26 protein-coding genes, 1 other RNA gene and 1 riboswitch are annotated in these 25170 nt (G+C 29.8%); of the genes, 19 read left to right on the forward strand and 8 right to left on the reverse strand.

All coding sequences use genetic code 11. The annotated features are described in order from the left end of the window. Positions 1-7: 7 nt before the first annotated feature. From BSD9I1_RS07465 to BSD9I1_RS07500, 8 genes are all read left to right on the forward strand, one after another. Positions 8-1429, forward strand: coding sequence for an APC family permease (locus BSD9I1_RS07465; protein WP_186429808.1), 1422 nt, complete (start codon positions 8-10; stop codon positions 1427-1429). Positions 1430-1548: 119 nt separating this feature from the next. Continuing rightward, positions 1549-1752, forward strand: a complete 204-nt coding sequence (locus BSD9I1_RS07470; protein WP_035310619.1) for a cold-shock protein — start codon at positions 1549-1551, stop codon at positions 1750-1752. Positions 1753-1917: 165 nt separating this feature from the next. Further along, positions 1918-2367 carry a hypothetical protein gene (locus BSD9I1_RS07475; RefSeq protein WP_035310621.1) on the forward strand — a complete coding sequence of 150 codons (450 nt, stop codon included), beginning with the start codon at positions 1918-1920 and terminating at the stop codon, positions 2365-2367. Between the two features lie 137 nt (positions 2368-2504). Then, on the forward strand, positions 2505-2705 hold the full coding sequence (locus BSD9I1_RS07480) for an alpha/beta-type small acid-soluble spore protein (protein WP_186429809.1): 201 nt from the start codon (positions 2505-2507) through the stop codon (positions 2703-2705). After that, positions 2683-3303 (forward strand): hypothetical protein, encoded by a 621-nt coding sequence (locus tag BSD9I1_RS07485; RefSeq protein ID WP_242966440.1) that lies wholly within the window; start codon positions 2683-2685, stop codon positions 3301-3303. The genes BSD9I1_RS07480 and BSD9I1_RS07485 overlap by 23 nt, the downstream gene beginning before the upstream one ends. Positions 3304-3676: 373 nt before the next feature. After that, positions 3677-5806 (forward strand): DNA helicase RecQ, encoded by a 2130-nt coding sequence (gene recQ, locus BSD9I1_RS07490; RefSeq protein ID WP_186429810.1) that lies wholly within the window; start codon positions 3677-3679, stop codon positions 5804-5806. A gap of 884 nt (positions 5807-6690) precedes the next feature. Next, positions 6691-7110, forward strand: a complete 420-nt coding sequence (locus BSD9I1_RS07495; RefSeq protein ID WP_186429811.1) for a hypothetical protein — start codon at positions 6691-6693, stop codon at positions 7108-7110. Positions 7111-7159: 49 nt separating this feature from the next. Continuing rightward, positions 7160-7627 carry a hypothetical protein gene (locus BSD9I1_RS07500; RefSeq protein WP_186429812.1) on the forward strand — a complete coding sequence of 156 codons (468 nt, stop codon included), beginning with the start codon at positions 7160-7162 and terminating at the stop codon, positions 7625-7627. A gap of 23 nt (positions 7628-7650) precedes the next feature. On the opposite strand, the gene BSD9I1_RS07505 is transcribed toward BSD9I1_RS07500, so the two are convergent. Next, positions 7651-8445 (reverse strand): amidohydrolase family protein, encoded by a 795-nt coding sequence (locus BSD9I1_RS07505; RefSeq protein ID WP_186429813.1) that lies wholly within the window; start codon positions 8443-8445, stop codon positions 7651-7653. Between the two features lie 173 nt (positions 8446-8618). On the opposite strand from BSD9I1_RS07505, the gene BSD9I1_RS07510 reads away from it, so the two are divergent. The 5 genes from BSD9I1_RS07510 to BSD9I1_RS07530 all read left to right on the forward strand — a co-directional run bounded on the left by BSD9I1_RS07510 (position 8619) and on the right by BSD9I1_RS07530 (position 12446). Then, positions 8619-8888 (forward strand): hypothetical protein, encoded by a 270-nt coding sequence (locus BSD9I1_RS07510; protein ID WP_186429814.1) that lies wholly within the window; start codon positions 8619-8621, stop codon positions 8886-8888. Positions 8889-9258: 370 nt separating this feature from the next. Further along, on the forward strand, positions 9259-9840 hold the full coding sequence (locus BSD9I1_RS07515) for a pentapeptide repeat-containing protein (protein WP_186429815.1): 582 nt from the start codon (positions 9259-9261) through the stop codon (positions 9838-9840). A 14-nt stretch (positions 9841-9854) separates the two neighbouring features. Then, positions 9855-10592: an MBL fold metallo-hydrolase gene (locus BSD9I1_RS07520; protein ID WP_186429816.1), complete on the forward strand. Its 738-nt coding sequence runs from the start codon at positions 9855-9857 to the stop codon at positions 10590-10592. A gap of 192 nt (positions 10593-10784) precedes the next feature. Then, positions 10785-11828, forward strand: coding sequence for a helix-turn-helix transcriptional regulator (locus BSD9I1_RS07525; protein ID WP_186429817.1), 1044 nt, complete (start codon positions 10785-10787; stop codon positions 11826-11828). A 114-nt stretch (positions 11829-11942) separates the two neighbouring features. Beyond that, positions 11943-12446 carry an NUDIX hydrolase gene (locus tag BSD9I1_RS07530; protein ID WP_186429818.1) on the forward strand — a complete coding sequence of 168 codons (504 nt, stop codon included), beginning with the start codon at positions 11943-11945 and terminating at the stop codon, positions 12444-12446. A 265-nt stretch (positions 12447-12711) separates the two neighbouring features. Here the strand turns inward: BSD9I1_RS07530 and BSD9I1_RS07535 are convergent, their stop codons facing one another. Continuing rightward, complete coding sequence (locus tag BSD9I1_RS07535; RefSeq protein ID WP_186429819.1) at positions 12712-13818, reverse strand: clostripain-related cysteine peptidase; 1107 nt, start codon at positions 13816-13818, stop codon at positions 12712-12714. A 247-nt stretch (positions 13819-14065) separates the two neighbouring features. On the opposite strand from BSD9I1_RS07535, the gene BSD9I1_RS07540 reads away from it, so the two are divergent. The 4 genes from BSD9I1_RS07540 (at position 14066) to BSD9I1_RS07555 (ending at position 17050) form a co-directional block, all read left to right on the forward strand. Next, positions 14066-14599, forward strand: coding sequence for a GNAT family N-acetyltransferase (locus BSD9I1_RS07540; protein ID WP_186429820.1), 534 nt, complete (start codon positions 14066-14068; stop codon positions 14597-14599). Positions 14600-14897: 298 nt separating this feature from the next. Next, on the forward strand, positions 14898-15386 hold the full coding sequence (locus BSD9I1_RS07545; RefSeq protein WP_207653894.1) for a helix-turn-helix transcriptional regulator: 489 nt from the start codon (positions 14898-14900) through the stop codon (positions 15384-15386). Further along, complete coding sequence (locus tag BSD9I1_RS07550) at positions 15367-16449, forward strand: DUF2157 domain-containing protein (protein WP_186429821.1); 1083 nt, start codon at positions 15367-15369, stop codon at positions 16447-16449. Before BSD9I1_RS07545 ends, BSD9I1_RS07550 begins: the two co-directional genes overlap by 20 nt. Beyond that, positions 16433-17050 (forward strand): GDYXXLXY domain-containing protein, encoded by a 618-nt coding sequence (locus BSD9I1_RS07555; protein ID WP_186429822.1) that lies wholly within the window; start codon positions 16433-16435, stop codon positions 17048-17050. The genes BSD9I1_RS07550 and BSD9I1_RS07555 overlap by 17 nt, the downstream gene beginning before the upstream one ends. Before the next feature lie 128 nt (positions 17051-17178). Here the strand turns inward: BSD9I1_RS07555 and aspD are convergent, their stop codons facing one another. From aspD to BSD9I1_RS07575, 4 genes are all read right to left on the reverse strand, one after another. Next, positions 17179-18807 (reverse strand): aspartate 4-decarboxylase, encoded by a 1629-nt coding sequence (gene aspD / locus BSD9I1_RS07560; RefSeq protein WP_186429823.1) that lies wholly within the window; start codon positions 18805-18807, stop codon positions 17179-17181. A 766-nt stretch (positions 18808-19573) separates the two neighbouring features. Further along, positions 19574-20305 (reverse strand): sulfite exporter TauE/SafE family protein, encoded by a 732-nt coding sequence (locus tag BSD9I1_RS07565; protein WP_186429824.1) that lies wholly within the window; start codon positions 20303-20305, stop codon positions 19574-19576. An 80-nt stretch (positions 20306-20385) separates the two neighbouring features. Further along, positions 20386-21189 (reverse strand): protein-glutamine gamma-glutamyltransferase, encoded by an 804-nt coding sequence (locus BSD9I1_RS07570; RefSeq protein ID WP_186429825.1) that lies wholly within the window; start codon positions 21187-21189, stop codon positions 20386-20388. Further along, positions 21182-21931 (reverse strand): hypothetical protein, encoded by a 750-nt coding sequence (locus tag BSD9I1_RS07575; RefSeq protein ID WP_186429826.1) that lies wholly within the window; start codon positions 21929-21931, stop codon positions 21182-21184. Before BSD9I1_RS07575 ends, BSD9I1_RS07570 begins: the two co-directional genes overlap by 8 nt. A gap of 253 nt (positions 21932-22184) precedes the next feature. Here BSD9I1_RS07575 and BSD9I1_RS07580 point away from each other — a divergent pair, with 253 nt between their 5' ends. Beyond that, positions 22185-22703 (forward strand): nitroreductase family protein, encoded by a 519-nt coding sequence (locus BSD9I1_RS07580; protein WP_186429827.1) that lies wholly within the window; start codon positions 22185-22187, stop codon positions 22701-22703. Between the two features lie 43 nt (positions 22704-22746). On the opposite strand, the gene BSD9I1_RS07585 is transcribed toward BSD9I1_RS07580, so the two are convergent. Both BSD9I1_RS07585 and BSD9I1_RS07590 read right to left on the reverse strand, forming a co-directional pair. Then, complete coding sequence (locus BSD9I1_RS07585; RefSeq protein ID WP_186429828.1) at positions 22747-23088, reverse strand: hypothetical protein; 342 nt, start codon at positions 23086-23088, stop codon at positions 22747-22749. 4 nt (positions 23089-23092) lie between these two features. Next, entirely contained in the window at positions 23093-24361 is a 1269-nt protein-coding gene (locus tag BSD9I1_RS07590) for a DUF1576 domain-containing protein (RefSeq protein ID WP_242966441.1), read from the reverse strand. A 156-nt stretch (positions 24362-24517) separates the two neighbouring features. Here BSD9I1_RS07590 and ssrS point away from each other — a divergent pair. Further along, positions 24518-24703: non-coding RNA, 6S RNA (ssrS, locus tag BSD9I1_RS07595), on the forward strand. A gap of 227 nt (positions 24704-24930) precedes the next feature. After that, positions 24931-25040, forward strand: a riboswitch (TPP riboswitch). Positions 25041-25170: the final 130 nt, after the last annotated feature.

Here is a 25170-nt window from a genome sequence, read left to right on the forward strand (position 1 = left end):
AATAAAAATGTCTGATTATAATGCAGCAAAAGAAAGTAAAATGACAAAAACTCTTTCTTTATGGAATTACTTTACCATAGGTTTTGGTGCGATCATTGGTACTGGTTGGGTTTTGCTTGTTGGAGATTGGATGATTATAGGCGGGGGACCTACAGCTGCAATAATTGCATTTATTATAGGCTCTTTATTTTTACTTCCTGTAGGTGCAGTTTTTGGAGAACTCACCTCTGCTATTCCTGTTTCAGGAGGGATAATCGAATATGTTTCACGTACTTTTGGAGATAAGGCGTCATATTTTACGGGATGGTTTCTTGCTTTAGGTAATGGAATACTTTGCCCATGGGAAGCAATTGCTATCTCCTCTTTACTTGGTGAATTTATACCTGCACTTAAAATAATTCCCTTGTATGAAATTATGGGAGCTACTGTGTATCTTCCTACATTAATTATATCTCTAATATTTGCAACTTATGTTATTATGTTAAATTTTAAAGGTGCTTCAGAGGCGGCAAAACTTCAAGGCTTTTTAACTAAATTATTGCTTTTAGGTATGGTAATTGCAATGGGTATATCTTTTTTTAGAGGAGGGCCACATAACTTAACGCCTGTATATGATGGTATTTCAAAAGGAAGTAAATCACAAAGTATATGGATGGGAGTTTTACAGGTTCTTGTTATTACACCATTTTTTTATGCAGGTTTTGATACAATTCCACAACAAGCTGAAGAAGCAGCGGAGGGGCTAGACTGGAATAAGTTTGGTAAAGTTATTAGTATGGCATTATTAGCTTCGGGAATATTCTATGTAATATGTATATACTCCTTTGGGACAATAGTTCCTTGGAAAGAATTTGTTACTTATAGTATTCCGGCATTAACTATTTTATCAGTAATTGGTCTTAAGGTTTTTTCAAAAATAATGATATTTATTGCTATTATGGGGCCACTTGGACCTATGAATTCTTTTTTTGGAGCTACTACAAGAATTTTACTTGCTATGGGGCGTAAGGGTCTACTTCCTAAAAGGTTTGAAGAACTTGACAAAAAAAATGGAACTCCAAGGCTTGCCAATATTTTAATGGCAATTCTTACAGTAATAGGACCATTTTTAGGAAAAAACATGCTGATACCACTTACCAAGGTTAGTTCTTTAGCATTCATAATTGCTTGTTTTATGGTAAGCATTGCTTGTCTTCGTATGAGAAGTACAGAACCTGAAATGGCAAGGCCTTATAAGGTTCCTGGAGGAAAACTTGGAATAGCTTTAGCTTGCATTACATCTCTTGTTATTATAGGGTTAATGGTTATCCCAGGAAGCCCTGCAAACTTAAATTTTGTAGAGTGGATTATTGTAATTTTATGGTTTGTAATAGGAGTTATATTTATGCTTATTCAAAACAAAAAAATAAAAAGTAAACAATTTATATAAATCCATGATTAATTTTTAATTATTGTGGTATACTAGTAATATCAACGAAAAAGCACTATTGATAAAAATTAGTTATATCAATTATAAAAGTGTTTTAATTTTAGGAGGAATATTAAGCAATGAAAACAGGAACAGTAAAATGGTTTAATTCAGAAAAAGGATTTGGATTCATTTCCGTTGAAGGAGAAGATGACGTTTTTGTTCACTTCACAGCTATTCAAGGTAATGAAGGAAGAAAAAATCTTGAAGAAGGTCAAAGAGTTGAATTTGAAGTAGAGCAGGGATCCAGAGGACCTCAAGCAGCTAATGTTGTAAAACTTTAAATATAGTTTTATAGTGTATTAAGATTCCCTATGCTGTAAAGCTAGGGACTCTCTTATATACAATGATTTGTAAGTAATAAATGGTTACCACCTTTATAAAGGTGGTTTTTATATTTCCATATAATTAAAATATTTTTTAAATAATTAAAAAGAAGGAGAATAGCATTGAGAAAAAATTATAAATTAAAGAGAACCATATCTATGAAACAGTTTATTAGTGAATTTGGGGAAAGCTTTTCTGATCATATGAAGGAAAGATTATTAGAATTAGAAGTAAGATGTGTTTTAACGAGAAAAGAAGAGGAAAATAAGCTTGATTTAAAACATGTGGAACATACAAAATATGATTCTAAAGAATATGCATATGGACAACTTATAGCAAATGAGGGGGAATTATACTTTTCAGAAAAGTGTATGGAAGGACCTGATGTTATGGAAAATCCAGTTGTAGATCCTATTTATAATGCTTTAAAGACAGAAGAAGTAGTGATTAATGAAAATATTAAAGCTAAAAAAGTAGATGACAGCAATATTGATTATATAATTGACAATATATTAGAAGTATGTCCTCAAGTTACGGATAGATATCTAGAAATCATGTCTAAGTATTTATAAAATTAAAAACATCTAATATAATTTAAGTATTATAATTTACAATACAAGTTGGTCAGCTTGCACATTACAATATCTGAATCATCTAAGAATTAAAATCATGCAGAATACACATACTAATAGCCAAAGGTGGTGAAAGTATGGATGAAACACTAAATCAGCTTCATAATAAAACAGACCAAGCAATAGTTATGGGTATAGAAATACCCAAGGATGGCTATTGGGGAAATAAAACTTCTAAAGAATGTGGCATGGTCGGGGGAGCAACTGGCGGAAATTTCACAAAAAATGCTGTTGAAAGCTTTGAGAAAAATTTAGTTGAGAAAAAAACAACATTTTAAAAATAAGTTTAATATAGGAAAAGCTGTAATAATAGCTATAGTTTTTGAAATTATCTTAATGAGTACAGCCATAGTTAGTATTATAAAAAAACAATGGGGAAATGTATTTTTATGTATATTAGCTATGATTGTGCTTACGGCTCCCTTTATCATTAAATATATTACAAATAAAAATAATATAAACTTGCCAAAAGGATTTGAATTAGTAACTGTAGTGTTTATAATTCTAGCACAATATTTTGGAGAAATTTTAAACTTTTATAATTTTTGGTGGTGGGATTTATTTTTGCATGGAGCAGCGGGATGCTATTTATTTATAATTGGCATGAGCTTATACAATAGCATTAATATACCACGAAAAAAAAATAATGAAAAAGTGATTATTTTGTTAAGTATAGTATTTTCATTTGGATTTTCAATTGCTATAGGAGTTTTATGGGAGATATTTGAAGCTGCAGGAGATTATATATTTAAAACTCACATGACAGAAAATGGACTTAAAGATACAGCGGGGGATCTTCTTATAAAAACAATAATAGCATTTATTACTTCCATAATATATTATTTTTGTAAGAAAAAAGATAATATTAAATTATAAGATGATATTTTTAGCCAGGAATGTATAGGAACAATTGTCCTATATTCCTGGTTTATAATTTTGTTTAAAATTATATTTCGGTGGATATTATTTAGAGTGTACTTAGTGTATAGTCTTTTTTTAGGATCTATAATAGTAAAATATTTTTTGATAATCTTAAATTTATAAAGATAAGTATGATAATATTATTTATAGGTTCAGTTGCTAAAGTTTTTAGTACTATCTATATTGGATATAACACAGATAATGAAAGCGAGATTTTATGCTTCATAAAGCATTGTTATAGGATGAATAAAATACTATTATCAAATATTATAAATTAGCAAAATTCATATAAATATTTTGGTATGCATGAAGAAAGGAAGTAATTGATTTGTTACAGAAAGCAAAAGAGCTGCTTAAAAAGTATTATGGATATTCTGAATTTAGAATAGGCCAGGAAAAGAGCATAACAAGTATTTTAAATAGAGAGGACACATTGGCTATTATGCCTACTGGAGCTGGTAAATCAATATGTTATCAAATTCCTTCTCTTATACTAGATGGCCTAACATTAGTCATATCTCCCCTTATTTCTCTTATGAAGGATCAGGTGGATTCTCTAAATGATATGGGTATAAAAGCCACCTATATAAATAGCTCCTTAAGTAATTTAGAGGTAGAAGATAGAATTTTTAGAGCTAAGAATGGCGAATATAAAATGCTGTATGTTGCTCCAGAAAGGCTTGAGTCTCAAGGGTTTTGTCAGGTTTTAAGAAATATAAATATTTCCTTGCTTGCAGTAGATGAAGCTCATTGTGTATCTCAATGGGGGCATGATTTTAGGCCGAGTTATAGAGAAATTTCAAGGTTTATAAAAAATATGCCAAGTAAGCCTATAATTGCAGCTTTTACTGCCACTGCTACAAAAGAGGTAAAGGAAGATATAATAAGGCTTCTTGACTTAAGAAATCCTAATGAATATATTACAGGTTTTGATAGAGAAAATCTTTATTTATCAGTGGTACAAGGAGTAGATAAAAAGGATTATATTTTAGACTATGTAAAAGATAATGAAGACAAGGTTGGAATTATATATGCTGCAACGAGAAGAGAAGTTGACAGTATTTGTGAATTGTTAAGTAAAAAGGGATTTAAAGTAGGAAAATACCATGCGGGCTTAAGCGAAGATGAAAGAAGCAAAAATCAGGAGGATTTTTTGTATGATAATGTGAGTATTATTGTTGCAACTAATGCCTTCGGAATGGGAATAGATAAATCTAATGTTCGATATGTAATACATTACAATATGCCTAAAACTATGGAAGCATATTATCAGGAAGCTGGACGTGCAGGAAGAGATGGAGAGCCTAGTGAATGCATATTATTATTTTCTGAGCAGGATGTTGTGCTTCAAAAATATTTAGCTCAGCAAAACTTAAATTCTCATGAAAGAAAAATTGGAGAATATAAGAAAATTCAAATGATGGCAGATTATTGTCATACGCAGAGATGTCTTAGGGGATATATATTAGATTATTTTGGAGAACATGATTTTAAGGATAATTGTAACAACTGTAGTTCCTGCAAGGATGATAGGGAAAGCGTAGATATTACTATAGAAGCACAAAAGATATTCTCATGTGTTGCAAGAATGAATCAAAGATTTGGAACAAGTCTCGTAGCATTAGTACTTAAAGGTTCTAAAAATAAAAAGGTTATGGAGCAGAGGTTTGACGAGTTATCTACCTATGGAATAATGAAACAGTACAGTGAAAAAGAAATTAAAAATATGATAAATGTACTTATTGCTGAAGGATATCTGCTTCTTACAGAAAGTGAATTTCCAGTAGTAAGACTTACCCAAAGGGCTTTAAATGTCCTTAAAGGTAATGAAAAGGTATTTAATAAAATTCAAAAGAAAGCAGAAAAGAAAAAGGAAGATAACTCTCTATTCCAGCTCTTAAAAACCCTTAGAAAAGCTATATCTGAAAGAGAAAAAGTTCCACCATATATTATATTTCCAGATAATACTCTTCGTGAGATAAGTGAGTATTTACCTTTAGATAAAGCGTCATTAATTAAAATTAAAGGGGTAGGGGAAACAAAGCTTCAAAGATATGGAGATGAGTTTTTAGAAGTTATAAGTAAGTATGTAGAGGAAAATCACATTGAAATAAACTCATCTACACAGGAAGTGGCTATAGAGGAAGTAGCAAAAGAAAATATAGAAGAAAAGATTCCAAGTCATGTGATAACACTTAATATGTATAGACAAGACAAATCTTTAAATGAAATAGCGGAAGAGAGAAGTTTAAAGATTACTACTGTACAAGATCATATTATAAAATGTTTTCTTGAGGGATTAGAAGTTAATTTAGAAGAATTTATTCCACAAAAGTATAGAGATATTATTTATGAAACAATTAAGAATATAGGTGCAGAAAAGTTAAGACCTATAAAAGAGGCCTTACCTGATGAAGTTGACTACATGGCAATTAAAGCAGCACTGTGTAAACTATAGAAATATTACGACGGTTTTTAATGTTAAATCTTCCGCATAGGTTCTGCATAATTAATGCAACATCTCAGTTTGCTGAGATGTGCTGATTTATAACGAAATCAGAGATTTCTATAAATCATGCAACCGTTCACTGCTCAAAGAAGCTCTAATAGCTCTCAATCTAAAGCACCTAAATTTTCTAAACTCACTACCGTTCAAACAGTAGAAAATTCTTAACGTTGCTTTAAATTAATATTTATCAAAGGGCTGAGAAGTCTGCAAACCGATAGGTTGTAAAATATTAATTATATCTTCTCTTATTAAAAGTTTTTTATTGCATTAACTTATTTTCAATTGATAAATTAAACTTTTTCATTTAGTGCGTACAAGTTCTTGTAACCTTCATGGCTGCCGTCCTAAAAGATCTCTATGTGCTAAGTCCTATAATATTTTAGAAATTCAGGTAGCTGAATTTCTTCCTTCATCAGTTTACATGAAGAACTTTTTAATGCTCTGGAGCATAGAATTTTCATTGTAGAAGGTATTGAATGAGCCTTAGAACGGCTTTATTTATAAATTTAAAATACCGTTAAGAACCGGATACTGTCTGAGCGACAGCGAGTTTAGACGGCTTAGGAATTTTAAATTTATAAATATTAGCCGCTCTTGGCGAAATGAACGCCTTCATAGATGAAAATTCTATACGGCCCAGAGCATTAAAAACGTCACAATTTCCTTTTATTACATATGAATAACTGTTTGATTTTTTTGAAAATAGTGTTATAATAATTAATGTGTCAGAATAGTTTGAATTATTCAAAATGTTCTTAGTGCTAGAGTCAGTACTTTGATTAGAATTTCAAAAATGCACTACATTTTTATGTATTATGTATGGGGGTAATAAGATGAGTTTAAGGATTATTGAACAAAGAAAATTAAGTTTATTAATTGAGGAGTATAAAAATAATTATCAAGGCTTATTACGACAATACTTAAATAATAATAAAATGTTATCTAGATTAGATTTGCTATATTGTGCATCACAGGGAATTTACATAATTTTGAATGAAAATGGTGGCGTTGAATTTAAGGAGCATAAAAGTTGGTGCAACATACCTGATATGATAAAGGATGAAATAGAGACAAGCTTATGCGAAATAAAGGAAGATATATTTAGTAAGGATATACCTGATTTTGAAACGCTTTTTAATATTATCTATAATAGTATTAGTGGAATTTATGGGGTGAACGAGTTGATGTGCTACGATATTGCCTTAAGAATAGGAGCTACAAACGATATACTTCCTAAAGAATATATAATGTAGTTAAATAATTATCAGTAATATAGGGAATTATAAACATAGGTGATGATAAATGAAAAATATAGGATTTTTTATATTACTAATTATAACACTAATTGTAACTGTAATTACTATGAAAATGAAAAGATATAAACTTATGGATTTCATTATGACTATCAGTTTAGTAGGCATTTCAGCTATTATCGATAAATTATTTTCTTCTCAGTTTCAACTGTATTATTATGTAGATTATGATAATAAGCTAATTTATTCAGCAATATATGATTTGTTAATTTATCCATGTTATGGAGCTATGTTTTCTTTTCTTATGCCGAAAAATAGAAGTTATAAATCTGCAGTTTATTATATTCTTAGTTGGACGATATTTTTGACTTTTCTTGAAGCCATAGTAGTATATCCTTTCCATATAATTATTTATACAGGTTGGTGGATATTTCCGTATTCACCTATGTTCTATGTTATAGGACTTACTATAACATATATCTATTATCAACTTGTAGAAAATAAATTTGCTTCGTAAAACTACGAAGCATTTTTGTATAATTATTTATCTAATTGTAGAAGTTTTTTGGCATTGTTTCCAAGTATGCCGTTAATTTCATCAGGATTTAATTTTAATGACTTAATAAGAGAAATATCCATAGCCTGATCTCGCCATGGAGAATCAGTTCCGAAAAGAATTTTCTCAGGACCGTGAGTTTTTATGAAATCTGTTGCCCGCTCTATTCCTAACTCATGTATTGAGTAAGCTGTATCAAAATATATATCCTTTCCAAGTAGGTACTTTTCTGCATCATCCCAATATCTATATCCTCCCATATGCGCTGCAATTATAGGGCTGCCTGAAAATGTATCTAATACTTTTTTTAGCCTTGCAGGTGTAGTGTGGAATGGTTCTGAAAATGCAGTATCAACACCAGAGTGAAATAATATAATGAGACCTGCATCAAATATTGCTTCATAAATCTTAAACAAATGTGGATCATCTACAAAATAATTTTGACAATCACCATGAACTTTTACACCCTTAAAACCATGACTTGCTAGCCAAATTATTTCTTCTTTCCAATTTGGAAAATCGGGATGTATACTGCCAAAACTAAATATATTATCATCTTGTACACTTGCAGCCCATCGATTTATTTTCATATTTTTTTCTGGTTTTGTAGCTATATTCTGAAGTACACTTATATTTACATCAGAGTTTAACATAGAACGTTTTAGCCCTCCTACAGTTCCATCAGTAGAAGGTGTAAGTCCAAATTTTTGTGAACGTACATATATTGCCCTTTGAGCTACCTTATCTGGAAAGCAGTGAGTATGTATGTCTATTATCATTTGATAGTTCAACTTCCTATTTATAAAAACAACTTATATTATTATAGCATATTGATAAAGTACTAAATAATCACATATTATATTGAAAAATAATGAAATGTCTTTAAAAGAATTAAAGATATATAAGAGGAAATACTAATGATGAAAGTAAGAGTTTTCAAGGAGGAATAATGATGTCAAAAATAGATGATGCAATTGAAAGGATAAAAATATTAGAATGTCCAACAGGAAACGTAGAATCTAGAATTGCTCAAATACTTGAGGATTTTGGGGTAGCAAATAGTAATGAAATAAGTATAGAAAGAGATAAATATACTGATAATGTTAAGGGAGAAGCATATAGAACTAAGATTTCTGGTGATGCTAATAAGTCTATTATAGTGGTGGCTGAATCAGGATTAGATGATTATGTGGCAAAGGTTACAGATGTATATATGAGCTAATTTTAAAATGGTGTTCTCTAGAAAGGAGAGCACCATTTGTAATTTATAAGCAAAAACAAGAGTATTAATTATCTGCTCAATAAAGATTCTGATAAAATGATTGATGTTATAAAAGTAAAAACCACTTTCTTTGACCTAGGGACAATTGAAGAATTTAACTAAAAGTATATTTACAACATGCATTTTTAATAAGAAATAGTTAATTATGTGATCTTTATGAGATTAAAACATACTTTAAAGGCACTAGAGCAAAATTCTAGTGCCTTTAAAATTTACTTTTAATATTAATTAAAATATAATAGAGAAAGAAATAAAGTTAATTGGATCAAATACTTATGATATTAGAGATATTAAAAGGAGAACAAGATTAATGGAACTATCACAAGAAAATGAATATGAAGATTTGACATTTAAAGGGCTTAAAAAAATTAATGAAGATATAGCAAATAAAACTTTTATAAATTGTGAGTTTAATAATTGTGATTTTACACAAACAGATTTTTCAAACTCAAAGTTTGAAGACTGTACTTTTAATGAATGTAATTTGACGTTAGTGAAATATGATGATGTGAAGCTAAGAAATGTAAAGTTTAAAGGTTGCAAATTAGTAGGAGTAAACTTCAATAAGTGCGATACCTTTATATTAGAAATTGGATTTCAGGACTCGTTAATTGAAAACTGCAATTTTTCTAGTTTGGCATTAAAAAAATCCTTGTTTAAAAATTCCAATATACTCGAAAGTGATTTTGTAGGAACAGATTTATCAGAATGTGATTTTACTTCTTCAAGTTTAGGTGGAACTATATTTGATAATTCGAATTTATCAAAGGCGAATTTTTCTGATGCCAAGGATTATGATATTAACCCATTAAATAATATAGTTAAGAAAGCAGTATTTACTATGCCAGAAGCTATGATGCTTTTAAGACATTTTAATATAACTATAAAATAAAAAGAGGTAAGACTATGGAAGTTAAGCAAATTTGTGAAAAATCTACTGCTTATGTTTATGACGAAATTGAAAGTTATTTAACTAGTGTTTTTTTAATAGAAAAGAAATCTAAAATTTATCTTATTGATACCTTTTGTGGATCGGATACCATGGAACCAATTATAAATGAAATAAATAAAATTTCACATGATAAAGAAGTTATAGTTATCAACACTCATTTTCATTGGGATCATGTATGGGGAAACTGCAGCTTTAAAGGAAATAATATAATAAGCCATGAACTGTGTAGAAAGTTACTAGATGAATTTTGGGAAGATCAAATAAATAAAAACGGTGAGTATGTATTTGGTAAAGCAGAAAAGCAGCTGCCAAATATAACTTTCAAGGAAAAGATTGCTTTTGAAGATGATGGTATAGAATTATTTTATAGCCCAGGACATACTGTTGATTGTATATCTGTATTTGACCATGGCGAAGGAATATTATATGTGGGGGATAACTTAGAAAAGCCTATAATATATGTTGAAAGTTATGATATTGATACATATATTAGCACATTAGAAAATTATTTAAGATATAATCCAAAGAAAATTATAGCAAGTCATACACTGGAGATAACAAAAGAAGATTTGTTAAATACAATCAAATACTTAAAATCTTTACAAGTTAATGAAAAAATAGAATTTGAAACAGAGTATGAAAGAAAAATACATAGGGAAAATCTAAAAGCAGTAAATAAAAGACCTATTTAAATAAAATGGTGTTTTCTACAAAGAAAATGCCATTTTGTTTTTTAGTTAAATTTAAAACAATATGTTTATTTATCATTCTAAAAATATAGAGTGTCCCATTCCATAAATGTTGAACAAAACATTCTATAAATATTGAATTTTATATTCTACAATGATAGAATATAACTATAAATTAAATAAGGTGGAGATAGAATGAATATTATTGATTTATCAAAAGGAAAAAGAGAGACATATCAAATTGAAATGAAATACTCACTGTTATTAGAAAGTGCTTTAGGAATTGCAGCAGTTACAAATGAAAGATTAAAAGATACTCTTGAAAAAGATATGCCATTAAAAAACAAGGCGTTTAAAATACAATCTCAAGAATTAAAAAAGGAACTTGAATATGTTTCAGAGCATAATACCTGGAAGGCTCTGTTGCAATTATTACATTATTGTGAAGAACAGGACTTAGAATCTTTTAAGACATGTATAGATAATCTTAGTGAAGAAAAATTAAAATTTTACTGTATTCCATATTTAGGAATAGATATGCAAGAAACTAGGTTAAGTGCAGCCAAAGGGGATTTAATAGCACTAGAAGAAATAATTGAAATTACAAAGTCTAATATATTTTTTCCTAAATATATCGATTTTATTGTTAGCGTAGATTCGAATCTTCTTAAAGAGCATCTTATATCAGTTATAACAAAATGGTTTTATGAAGTGATTTTAGAAGAAAAAGAATCCTATGAAAAAATTCTTGAAAGAGACGTTGTTATGAAAAGTGCAATGCTTAATAAACTTCAACCAGAAGAATTTGTTAAATGGGCAACTGGAGGTATAGATTATGTTTCAGAGCCCTCTGTTACAAGAGTTTTATTAGTACCTCACTATATATATCGTCCTTGGAATATTGAAGCAGACTTTGAAAATACTAAAGTATTTTATTACCCTATTTCCAATGAAAGTATTTACCCAGATGATAAATTAACTCCAGATAATTTTCTTGTTTTAAAGTTTAAGGCATTAGGAGATGAAACTCGATTAAAAATCATGAAAATATTATTTGAAAGTGAACAAACTTTACAGGACTTAGCCTTACAATTGGATATTCCAAAATCTTCACTTCATCATCATTTATCCACTTTAAGATCTGCAAGATTAGTGACAACAAATAACGGAGTGTATCAAATAAATAAATGGTCAACTGAAAGTCTCACTGATGAATTTTTTAACTTTTTAAAGAATTAGAAAAGTAAATATTGAATTTTTAATATTATTAGCAAATAGGGGCAAGGAGTCACCAAAGAAACTTAGCATAACAAATAGCTATGCAATAAAATATTTATTGAGGGAGATAACAATATGAAATTAATAAGGGAAATAACTGAAAAGGATATTACAAATAAAGAAACTTATGAAGAGATAAGTTATAAAATAAGAAAGGCTTCAAGAGCCGTTGTATTTAATGAAGAAAATAAAATAGCAATACTTAATGTTTCAAATGACAATTATCATAAGCTCCCTGGTGGTGGAATTGAAAGAGATGAAGATATAATCACTGCATTAAGACGTGAATTAATAGAAGAAGTTGGTGTTGAAGTAGATGTTCTAGATGAATTAGGAATGATAATTGAATACAGGGATAACTTCAAACAGCTACAAATTTCCTACTGTTATTTATGTGAGGTAGTAGGAGAATATCAAGAAACGTCCTTTACAGAAGAAGAAAAGAATAATGGATTTATATTGGAATGGGTAAGTTTAAATGAAGCAATATCCATTTTAGAGAAGGATAATCCGGAAAAATATATGGGGAAATTTATAAGAGAAAGAGACCTGGAATTTTTAAAGAATGCAGAGGTATAGAAATATTACGACGGTTTTTAATGTTGAGCACAAGTATGGTATTTGCATTGTAGAAAGCATTGAGCAAGCAATTAAAAGCTCTTTATTTCTGATTTTAAGGCGCCATATAGAGCCTTCTACTGTTTGAGCTGTAGGCGAGTTTAGAAGGCTTAGGCGCCTTAAAAGGAAGAAATATTAGAGCTTTTTTTGTGTAGCGAACGCTTTCTTAAAAGCAAATTCCATACGAGCCGTTCAACATTAAAAATGTCGCAATATCCTTTCAAAGTTACTGTTTTTTAAAAGGTAATATATAATGCAAAACTGGCTCTGATGAAGTTTCAGGCCTTACATTAACTTTATTTTTAGGAAGTAAATTAAAGCCTAGTGAGTCAGTGGTTAATAAGTTTATCCAATGATTATTTTTAGCAAAGGAAAGTTTGAAATAAAAAGATATCAAGCTTGTAATGTCCTCTGAAATTATTTCGATGGAGTTCTTTATTCCCTTAAAATCTTCATTACTATATATTACAATCGACAATAGGGATTCATTAATGTTTTTTATAAAGTCATAAAATTTACTTTCAGTATTGGGGTTATTTATTAAATCAGAGAGAGAGTGATTCTGTGGATTCTTACTATAAATATAGAGATATGCAAAATCATTAAATAAGCTTTTAATTTTTTCTAATTTTTCATGATTAATTTCATACGCTGTAACCGATAAATTTAAGTCCTTGATTAAGTGTTTGAGAAATAAGTTTAAACCATTTATATTACTGTGTTTAGTAACTAAAGATAAGAACTTATCATAGGGCAGTCCTTCATAGGGGGCATGACTAATGTATGTTACCATGCTCTTAACTGAACTTTTATTATATTGTGCTAATTCATAAACAATTTCAACAGAATTCATATAGCACATATCAAGAACCAATGTATCGATTTCACAATTTGAACTTTTACTTGCAGAGTTAATAGCCTCAATCATTTCAGGTATGCCCATAATGTAAGGTACTTTTAGGCTTAAATCTGTCATACATCCTATAAAATTTGAACCATGATCAGACAATACAATCATATATTTTTCAGCTTTATAATTGTCAAAACCCCATTTTATAAACTTATATAAGTTATTTGGGTCAGCCATATTAATTTTTCCTAAATCCTCTATTAAGTAAGATATGGGGTTTTTTATATAATATCGTCTTACACCAATCCAGTTGTTCGCACCAATGGCTTTATTATAATCTATAAGTCCAATTTGCATAATTACATTGACATTTTCGTTAGAACCAGACTTTTCACAATCTAGCATGTTTTTGTATATAACATCAATCATTTCGTTGTTACCATCAGCATAAACTAAAATAGTCCATTTTTTTACTTCACTCATCTAAATCATCCTTTATGAAAGTTGTGTAATTATCCTTTAATCACCTCTCCTAGTTCTTAAATCTTAAAATTGAGAAATGATATATTTAGTAGAGACCAGTGCTAGGACTGAGCAAACTTCTAATTTATAATATGAAGCTAAAGGAGAATTAGTTATAACTTTACTTGATAAATTTTTTATTATATAGATCTAAAGGGTTATGGTAAAATATACTGGAACGGATTTTGAATTTTAGGAGGATAAGTTAATGTATTATGGGGAAAAGGTTTGCTTAAGAGCTTATAAAGAAGAAGATATTGATATAGCAACATCCTTTGTTAATGATAAGGAGCTTAAAAAGTTTTTGGTTACAACTATACCATTTCCAATGAGCTTTTGGGAAGAAGAGGCTTGGATAAGATCTCAAACTGGTAATCAAAGCGGTGAATATAATTTTGCAATAGAAGATATAAAAACTAATAAATATATTGGAGGCTGTGGCATTCAAAAGGTGAACTGGATATCACGTGTTGCAACTGTTGGAATAATGATTGGAGATAAAGAGTATTGGAGCAAGGGATATGGAACTGATGCCATGAAAGTGCTAATGGAGTTCATATTTGAAAATATGAATATTAACAAAATAAGATTAAGTACATTTTCTTTCAATGAAAGAGCTCGAAAATGTTATGAGAAATGTGGATTTAAAGTAGAGGGCATTTTAAAAGATGAGATATTTAAGGAAGGAAAATATTATGATGAGATAATCATGGCTGCATTTAAAAGTAACACGACATTTTAAAAATTATTTAATAAAATATAGAATTAGTCGTTTTTCACAACAAAAATTTTGTTGGAAATTATGGACTAGAGAGCAGAGAGTGAAAAAGAAATTACATTGTAATTTCTTTTTTTTATTTATTATAGTCACTATGTAAGCCATGAAAATCAGTAATATAATTTATAATATTTGTCGAAAAAATATTCACCTAAGCATATTGTAAAACATATATTAATAGTGTAAAATTACACTAAAGAGATAAAAATACACGGAAAAAGCTATGAGATTTTTAGCTGAGCAAAATTATAGAGGTGGTAATATGGAGGGATTGACGCAAGAGGAACTTATAAGCATAGTTTCTAAAAAGCTTAGACTTATAAGGAGTGAATACAACTTTTCTCAAGATAAGATGGCTGAAGTGTTGGGTATTTCTAAGAAAACTTTGATACAAATAGAGAAGGAAAGAATGGAAGCTTCTTGGACACTTGTAATTGCAGTATGCGGACTTTTTAGAGAAAGTGAAATTTTAAAAATGGTTTTAGGAGATGAGCCTATAGAGCTTATAGAAACTATAATATTTGAAAATATGGCTACACCCAAAAATTTAACGGGAGGTGGCAAGGCGTTTTGGAGAGATATTAGTTCACAAGGAAGGTTTAGGCTTCAAAAAAATATAATAAGCTCTCACTATAGGATAATTGATGGAAACAACAGAAGATGGTACAGTTCTTTTGATAAGGATTATATTTTAAATCAATTTAAAGACCTTTTGGAAGGAGGAAAAGATAATGAAGAAGAAATTGAGTAAAGATCGTTACAGATTTATTTTAAAAGAATTTAATGAGCATAGGGACAGAGGAATAATTACTAAAGAACAAGTAGATGACATGATGACCTTTTATGAAGAAGAATCATCCATGAATTTTATAAAAATCCTAGTAACTATTGGAGCAATTTTAGTAGGACTTGGAGTTTTAAGTTTTGTTTCAAGTAATTGGATGTATATTAATAAACCGTTTAAGGTGGGTATCATCATTTTAGCGCTTGGACTTTCAATATTTGCTTCATTTAAATTGGAAAAGGTGTACCCTAAAACTTCAAAGGCATTATTGTATTTAAGTGTGCTGATTTATGGGGCAGGGATATTTTTAATAGAACAAATATTTCATTTCGGAGGAGAATTTACTCAATCGTTCCTCCTATGGACAATAGGGGCAATACCCATAGGATTACTTTTAAAAGAAAAGATTATTTTTATATTTACTCACATTTTATTTATGGTTTATATTAATGGAAGTTTTGATAATAATATAATAGTTTATTCAGTAATAATTTTAGCTATTTTATATGCAGGAAATAAGTATTTTAATTTTTCAAAAATAGTAACGTTTTTTAACAACTTAGTAGGATTAAACTTCTTACTATACTTTTTAAATTATATAGATATGAAAGCTATATATGTAATATTAATCTTCTTTGGAATAGGTCTCGCCATGTATTATACAAAGCATAGCTTAAACTTAGAGGTATTTAAATTTGAAGGCCTTGTAACGCTGGGAATAAGCGGACTATTTTTAACTTCAAAACATGCGTGGCAAGAATTAAACTTTATAAGTAACGGCAATGCTATAGCAATTACCTGTGGAATTCTTTTATTGGTGTATTTACTAACTTTAGTTAAAAAGGGAATGTTAACACCGCTTATATTTGTGTGTGCTTTAATTTTGAGATATTATTTTGATACCTTATATGACTTCATGCCAAAATCAATATTCTTCATCGTTGGAGGAGCTATATTATTAGGTTTTGGTTATTACTTTGAAAGACTTAGAAAGAATTTAGGAGGTGCCTTAGATGAAAAAAATAATTAAAAAAAGATGGCTTAAATATCTAATGGCATTTTTAATACCATTTATTGTACTGCTTTCTATGACTATAAAACCATCTATAACAAATGCTTTGGGAAGTGAAATTCTCATAAAAACAAAACCCTTTGATCCTAGAGATGTGTTTAGAGGAGACTATGTATATTTAAACTATGAAATTAGTGAGATCACTTTAGATAAACTTGACGACAGTATTTTAAATATTAAAGATGATACAGAAGAATATGAACCTTTTAGAAAGCTTAGGAAGAAAGATTTATATGTAATCTTAAAGGAAGACAAGGGTTTTTATGAAGTGGATAAAGTATCCTTAAATAAACCTAATCAGGGAATATATCTTAAAGCAAAATATAGATATACCCTTCAAGAGATGCCAGACAAAGAAAATGAAAACTTTGATAAGGAAAAAGAAAAATATATAATACCAAAAGCTATTGGAATTAATGTGGATTATTCATTAGATAAATACTTTGTGCCTGAAAATACAGGTAAGGATTTAGAAGATAAAGCATTAAAGGGAGAACTTTTAGCAAAAGTAAAGGTATATAAGGGATATTCATTGTTAAAGGAAATAATTTCAAAGTAATTAGAAGAAGCTCTTGGAGAAATCCAGGAGCTTCTTAGTATTTAAAAGATATTAAGCGCTTTACTATTAACCCAAAAGATAGACTATGTTTTTGACCAGCATGAATGCGTAAGATCAGTAACTAAAAATTAAAATTTGCTTTTCCAATCTGCTACAAAGTCATCAAGAACAGTATGTAGTATTTCTCCAATTTTTATATAATCCTCATCTTGAAGATTTGCAAGAGATATTCTAACGGACCATTCAGGTCCATGAAATCCAGAACTATCTAGCAGCACTATAGAAGATTTTTCAGCTAAATGAAATAAAATATCTACTGGTTTTTTAGTTTCTCTTAAATATGCTGCAAAATCATCTCCATAATAATTATAAGCCCAATCTAATAAATTAAACTCTGTGTAATAGGAAGCATCATAAGGATCTTTTTTTAAGTCTAAGCCTAAGCTATCAAATAATAGCTTTTGACGACGTCTACAAATATCTATTGTAAGCTGTTTATATTTATTTTCCTTGTCAATTAAAGAAAATAAGCAGAAAAAAGCCATTTGTACTTGCTGAGGTGTTGATAATCCAGCTGTATGATTTAATGCTACCTGTCGACTATCTGCTACCATTCTATCGATAAAAGAAATATCCTCTGGATCACCTGCAAGTGCTTCATAACGGTGATGTAATTCTCTCTTACTATCTTGTGGTAAGTTTTTTAATAGCTTATCAAAAATGTTTTCTTCATGTAATGCAACAATTCCAAGTCGCCATCCAGTGACGCCAAAGTATTTTGAAAAGGAATAAACACCAATAGAGTTATAAGGCAAATCTGCCATTAAAGAACGAAAATCATCTACAAAAGTGCCATATACATCATCAGAAATAATCATTAAATTTTGATTATGTTCCTTTACGATTTGAACTAATTGTTTAACGGATTCAGGCCTAATTGCCACAGAAGGCGGATTACTTGGATTAACAACAAATAATGCTTTAATACTTGTATCTTTAAGTTTTTCAAGCTCAGATTTTGGATATTGCCAAGTAGAAGTTCCATCTTCTGAAGTATCTGATGCATGAATTTCAACCACATTAAAATCATAGCGAGATAAATGAGGAATTTCAAGATAAGGTGTAAATATTGGTACCATTAAGGCAATTCTATCTCCCTTAGATAATAACTTGTTTGCAATTAATGAATCAAATATATAGCACATGGCAGCAGTAGCGCCCTCTACAGCAAATAACTTGAAGTTTCCTTCAGGAGGCTTATTATAGCACATTTCTTGAACAAGATATTTATAAACAATCTTTTCTGTGTGTATAAGCATTCTATCTGGCACAGGATAATTATCTCCAATGATTCCATCAGCAAGTTCATAGACAAAATCATCAGGGGTAAATTCAAGCTGATCTATGCCATAATCTACAATAGTATCTAAAAGCTTTATCCCAGGTGCGTTTTTATGACTTGCTATGTAAGATTTAAAACGATTATAAATACCTTCTTGGTGAGGCATTCCTGCTAAATCATCTTGATTCCATACTCTGCGGGTCTCTTCTACAGCAAACAATCCAAAGATAAAGAAAGCTTCACGAGGAGTAGCAGCAGTCCAATTTGGATTACCTCTTCCAGCATCAAGTAAGGTACGGGTGCTCTTTTCAGCAGTATCCTTTGCAAGGGTAACTAATTTATTTTTAAGTTCAAAAGGACTAAGTTTTCCATAAATATTTTCTATTTGTTTACGTTCTATATTCTCTGTATCCATAGACTTTGAAGCCTCCCTTTTTACAATATCTATTTTGATAGTTTCATAAAATTTAAATAATATTTAATTTCTAGTAATTGGGTATATTAAATTTAAATTTAGATAAAGCATAAATCATACATAATTATAATTATCTATATTGTAAGAAGTTATACTTATTTCATACCTGAACCATTTAGAAATATTACGACATTTTTAATGTTAAATCTTCCGTATTGATTCTGCATTTAAGAAAGTGTTCATTGTGCAAAGAATCTCTAATATCTCTCGATTTAAATCACCTAAACTTTCTAAACTCGCTGTAGCTCAGACAGTAGAAAGTTCTTTACGGTGTTTTAAATTGAGAGATAAAGAGCTTCTAATTGCTTATTCAATACTTTCTACAATGCAGAACCAATACTAAATTTAACATTAAAATGTCTTCATTCACACTGCTGAAGGAGGGAATTTCATTTTGACGAAATTCCTTTAAATTTACACTTATCAAAGGGCTGATAAGCCCGAGACCGATAGGTCGTAAAATATTAATCATTCCAATTTCTTATTAAGAATCTTTTATCATACTCTCATATATTTAATTTATAAATTAGATTTTTTCATTTATTGCGTACAATTTCTTGTAACCCACAGGGCTATCGGCCCAAAAGATTTTTATGTGCTAGGTCCTAAAATGCTTTAGAAATTCAGTTGACTGAATTTCTTCCTTTAGCAGTTCACATGAAAATTCTATACGACCCAGAGCATTAAAAACGTCGCAATATCTTTTTTATTTGAACATAAACAGTGCAGAAATAAATAGAACTACATAGACTATCTTAGTAAAAGATCCTTCTTTAATTTTATGATGTGCTAAATTTCCGAGGACTGCACCTGCTACTAAAAATGGTAAAGTGTAGAGGGAGAGTTTTAAAACATCAGGAGTTATCCTATGACTTAGAGCGCTTTGTAATACTATAATACTGTTTAATGAAACCCAAAGCATAGAAAGAGTTGCTCTGAAGTTACTTTTATTTGGCAGTTTTTCTGAGGCGTAAAGTATGACAAGGGGACCTCCTGATGAAAAGGCACCATGAATGCATCCTCCTAAAAATAAGAATACACTTAGTATTGAATTATTTATAGGTTTATTATGTTTACTTCCTTTATAAGTTATGATTAATCCTCTTATAGAAACTATAATCATAAACAATCCAAGTATCACCTTTAGTGTGTCCTCAGGTAGTTTATCAAATAACCACATACCAACTGGAAGACCTAAAACTACAAAAGTCACAATTCTAAAGTAGTGTTCCCATAAGATATCTTTATAGGAGATTATGACAACATAAAGTGAAAGAAGTAATCCTACAATTGTAAGGATGGGTTTTGCTATGTTTATTCCAACAAGCATTATAGCAAAGGGCATAGCAAGTACCGTGGATCCAAAGCCTGTAAGTCCTTCTAGAAAATCGGTTATTAATATTAAAAAGCCAAGCAATAAGATAGTTGAAATACTCATAATATAAAGCCCTCCTTATGGCTAATGTTTGATATCGATATTTACCTTTATAGATATATATTCTAAGGAGGGCATAAATATTATGCTGGGTAGAAGTGCCTAAACCTTCTGGCTTGAGTTTGGGAAACAAAGGTGTCATATATTCTGGATAATAGCTTAAAGTTAGGGCGAGCGGCTACATCCATAAAATAAGCAGAGGTTTTGGAGTCTTCTTTTCTATTTTCATTCAGTGAATTTATAATTTCATCTGCATCTCCTACGCCTATGCCATGACCATAATAGGTCTCATTACCTAGGTCGATGACATTTTCGCCTTGCCATTCAGGGGTTTCAGGATTCACATCTGGATTTTTGAAATACCTACGATCACCAGGTAAATAATCAGGATATTTTTCGACATAACCTATATGACGAAGTTCTTTATTAATGTAGTGCCAATTCATTAAGTGAATTTTAGGAAAAACTTTATTAAATAACTCTTCAGGATATATGCTTAAAAGTGCTTTATAATATATAATTACCATAGCTGTAGCACATTCAGTAGCATACTCATCTCCATTTTGAAAAATATCCCTAATAGCATCAGAAGCTTTTACTCCATTTTTTAGTAAAAAACCTCCTTCTGGCGTGAGTTCCCAATACTTAGCATTACATTTAGCATCATCAAAAACTTCAAAGGAGAAATCACTTCTATAAAGTTCCATAGAGGCTTTAATAATATTAATTCTAAATTTTATTTCAAATTCTAGTTCACTTAATGATGTATATTCGTATTCATTATTGCTTGAATTAAGTATGTTGATAATTTTAGTTGCTATACTATCTGATGAGTACTTTTGCATAATATCCTTTGTATCAAGTTTTTTTCCGGAAATTTTAATCATAATAAATTCCTCCCATTCTAGCACTTCTTATTTGAGAGTTAATGGAGGAATGAATCCAAGTATTCCAAGAGTATAAATTTTGACGATACACGGCATGTGAAAAGCTTGAAAGAAGCTTTTGGAAATCATCATCTAGTTTATTAAATTGGTCTAAAAGACTGAATTCATATCTAGTTAAAGGAGTTATAGGTTTCCCAGTATCAACGGATATTTTCTTACAAATATATTTAGCAGGATAAACTATTGTGTATGGACATGGAGTAGTTGTAAGTTGAAAGCTTTCTCCGGTAAATTTTAAAAATGATTGATTATCTTCTATCCAGTTAGTGAAGCATAAATACTTATTAAGATTATCTGTATTTCTGTAGCTATTTATTTCAGGTATAAATGACAAAAGTTCTTCTGCTAACTTAACATCCTTTAAATTTGAAGATTGAAGTTTATTGCCAATTAGATTTAGGCTGGATGGTTCTTTGGCCTCAAAAAAGGACCAAATTAAATTATGAGTGAAAAGTCCCTTTCTATGACGTAAAAAAATAGCATTTGCCACAGTAGGTAAAATGCTGTTGTCCTTATAATTGCATATCAAAACAGCTGCAATTTTATCAAAAGTTTTATCATAATCTTTGTCAAGTCCAACATATTTAGATAATTCATAAAAATTTTTGGTTAAATTCTCAGGAGTATCCTTTAGGTTTATATTATTTAGCAGGGATTTAGAATTTAAAGTCTTTCTAAACACATGTATTCCACCTTTTTAGTATTACAATACATAATATGCAAAAGAGACATAGAGGTGTATATGAAAGCCAGATGTAATTCTCTTGATTATAAATGTTAACATGTAATGTTGTTATAACTTATGATTAGTAAATAAACAGAATATATCGTAATTTTTACTGGTAAACTAAAAAGTGAAGGTATATAATAAATGGTAGATATGAGCATGGAACCCGGTAAATAAAAATTTCAAACGAAGTGGAGGAAAACATGAGATGCTTAATTTATTAATGAAAAGAAGAAGTATAAGAAAGTACAAGAACATGGGAATTTCAAAGGACAAGGTAGACAGCTTAATAAAAGCTGCATTATTAGCCCCATCTGCAAAGGGAACAAGACCTTGGGAATTTATTGTGGTAGAAGATAAAGAAATGCTTGAAAAGCTAGGGAAGGCTAAGCAGCATGCAAGCGGCTTTATATCAGAAGCACCTCTTGCTATTGTGGTTGTTGCTGATAGTACTAAAACTGACGTATGGGTAGAGGATACATCAATTGCTTCCACAATAATTCAATTAGAAGCAGAGCATTTAGGATTAGGATCTTGTTGGGTGCAAATAAGAAATAGGATGCATGATGAAGATAGTAGTGCTGAAAAATACGTAAAAGAAGTTTTAGGAATACCAGAAAATTATGTAGTAGAATCCATAATATCCATAGGATATATAGATGAAGATAAGAAACCTTATGCTGAAGAAGATTTAAAATATGAAAAGATCCATAGAGAAAAGTTTTAGGTAAGTTTTAATGATAAGAGGAGAGCTATAGTCTCCTCTTATTTTACTTATATCGTATTAATTTTATAGTTAAATTTGGAGGAGAAAATTCAACTTCCGCCTCATCAATCATCATTCCAATTAAGCTTAATTGATCAGTGCCTTCATCGCTACCAGCTAATTGCCAATAATATTCTTCGATTTCTCTTTGTCTTTTTAAATTTAAAATTTGTTTTAAATTGCTAATTTCTTGATTAGAGGACGTAACGTTATATGAGTGAGCAATAATTTCAAAGAAATTTTCTGTGTTAGATAAGGATATATTTAAATTTAAAGCTCCATTTAAAAGACAAAAGTCCATTAGTTCCTGAACTATCTTAGAGATTTTTTTTAGCTCGTTTTTCATTAGGTTAATCTCCTTTCTTAAATGCTTCAATAAGAGGAACTACTATTGCAGCAACCACTCCTCCAGAGAAGCCATTATTATATAAATTTAGCCCGCCGTGAACAACTCCAATATTCATAACGACAGAAAGATGAAGAAAACCTGCTAAAATGCCAGCAAGTGGACCGTAGGCTCCAGCAACAGGGGCTAAGGTTGTTCCAAACAATGCACCTATTATAACAACAGTTGAGCAAGGGTCCCAAATTTTTATGTTAGCTGCTATAAATACTCCAATTAAAATAGGTATAGCATTTCTAGGATGTTTTCCAAAAGCTGCAAAACCAACCATTGTTAATATTCCAGCGGCAATAGGTCCATTTACAATTCCCTTGGATATAATTACATAAACTATACCTATTAAACCCATAATTCCCATATTTACAAATGTTATACCATATCCACAAAGTTGTGTAAAGTCTGTAACTGTTTTACCAGAATAATGCAGGACATTCTTATATCCTTTAAAGTTTTTGCCGTTTATATAATATCCTAAGAAAATAAGGAGTATAAAGCAGGAAATGAGAAGCAGCTTTAAAAATGAGTCATATTCAGTTGATAATATTTCTGTTGATTTAATTATTAGACCAAAACCTCTAAGTACAGAGGTTATTATGGAACCGATGAGGCCTGCTGTAAATCCAATATTATAAAGATTATATCCATCATGGACTTTTATAAGATGTGATGACAGTGGTGTTATTACAAATCCTATTAGTATTCCAAATAGTATGCCAATAGGAAGACCTAATTTTATAGATACATGTAATCCAAAGCTTATCTCACTTACTACTGGTGCAAGAGCTGTACTAAACATCATTATTACTACTATGTTTTTGAAATTTATTTGTTGGTACTTAACATAGAGATATCCTCCTAAATATATAGGCCAGACATTGAATAAGTTTTTTCCTATAAATGAAAAGCCCATAATAGTAAATACAGATGCAATTAATGCGCCATTAACTTTTAATTTTAATTTCCATATTATAAAAATGTTTACTAAGGTTAAAACACCTGCATTTATAAAGGTTGCTCCAATTCCCCCAACTGATATATAATCGGTTAATAGTATGTCTGGACTTACAACTATTCTATAAAGTCCTTTACATATGTTTTTAGGGTTATCAAATATAAAAGCTAAGATGATTAGGCATAATGGAAATAAACTAAGTATAGTTAAAACTCTTTCTTTTCCAATATCTATAGAATCCTTTGTAATTGCGATAACCTCCAAATGAACACCTCCAATGAAATTTTAAGTGTTCTATAATATTTTGATATTGATTAACTTATGTATACTTTACATAAATTTAATAGAATTTCATCAGCCTTAAATTTCCTATTGCAATCTAGATGATATTTGATATAATAATTTCATAAGGTTAATCCCTTATTTCTGAAATATTTGTGAAGCTCTTATTTTGAACCTACATTACTTAAAAGGGAGTTCAACATTTAGATGTGAATTGACTCATAAGTCCAATATAAATGGCAAGGTCTATAAAGCATCTGTGAGGACACCCACCTATCGTAGAGATAGGTGTCAAAATTAGGGCAGCGGTATTTTGGATACTTTCTTTGATTATAATTAGATTATTATATATGGTAAGAGATGACATTAGTCATCTCTTATTTTTGTATGAATAAAAATCTCCAATTATGTTTCTAATATTAATCACTTAAAAAAGTCTTGGCATTTTTAAGCTATTGTGGTAATATGACTTTGTAAGATTAAAGCGAAAAGTAGTTTATGTAAGATTAGATTTTAATAGTATTACATATTGTCAAACATAACAAGTTCATAAAAAATCCCGGGGGGGCTGGTGTTGCTGGCTGAGAGTAAGAACGAAATTCTTAGACCCTTTTAACCTGAACTGGATAATTCCAGCGTAGGAAGAGGTTTTACATATACATATATTTTGAGGATATAGGTACAAATCTCTTTTGTAGATTTGTACCTTTTTATTTTTCTACAGGTCCTTAAAATATTAGTCTTACAAATATTAAGTGTTACGACTAAAAGGAGCAATGGAGGGAATAATA

Source organism: Clostridium sp. BSD9I1, from assembly GCF_900185645.1.
In the GTDB taxonomy this organism is placed as follows: Bacteria; Bacillota; Clostridia; order Clostridiales; family Clostridiaceae; genus Clostridium_AK.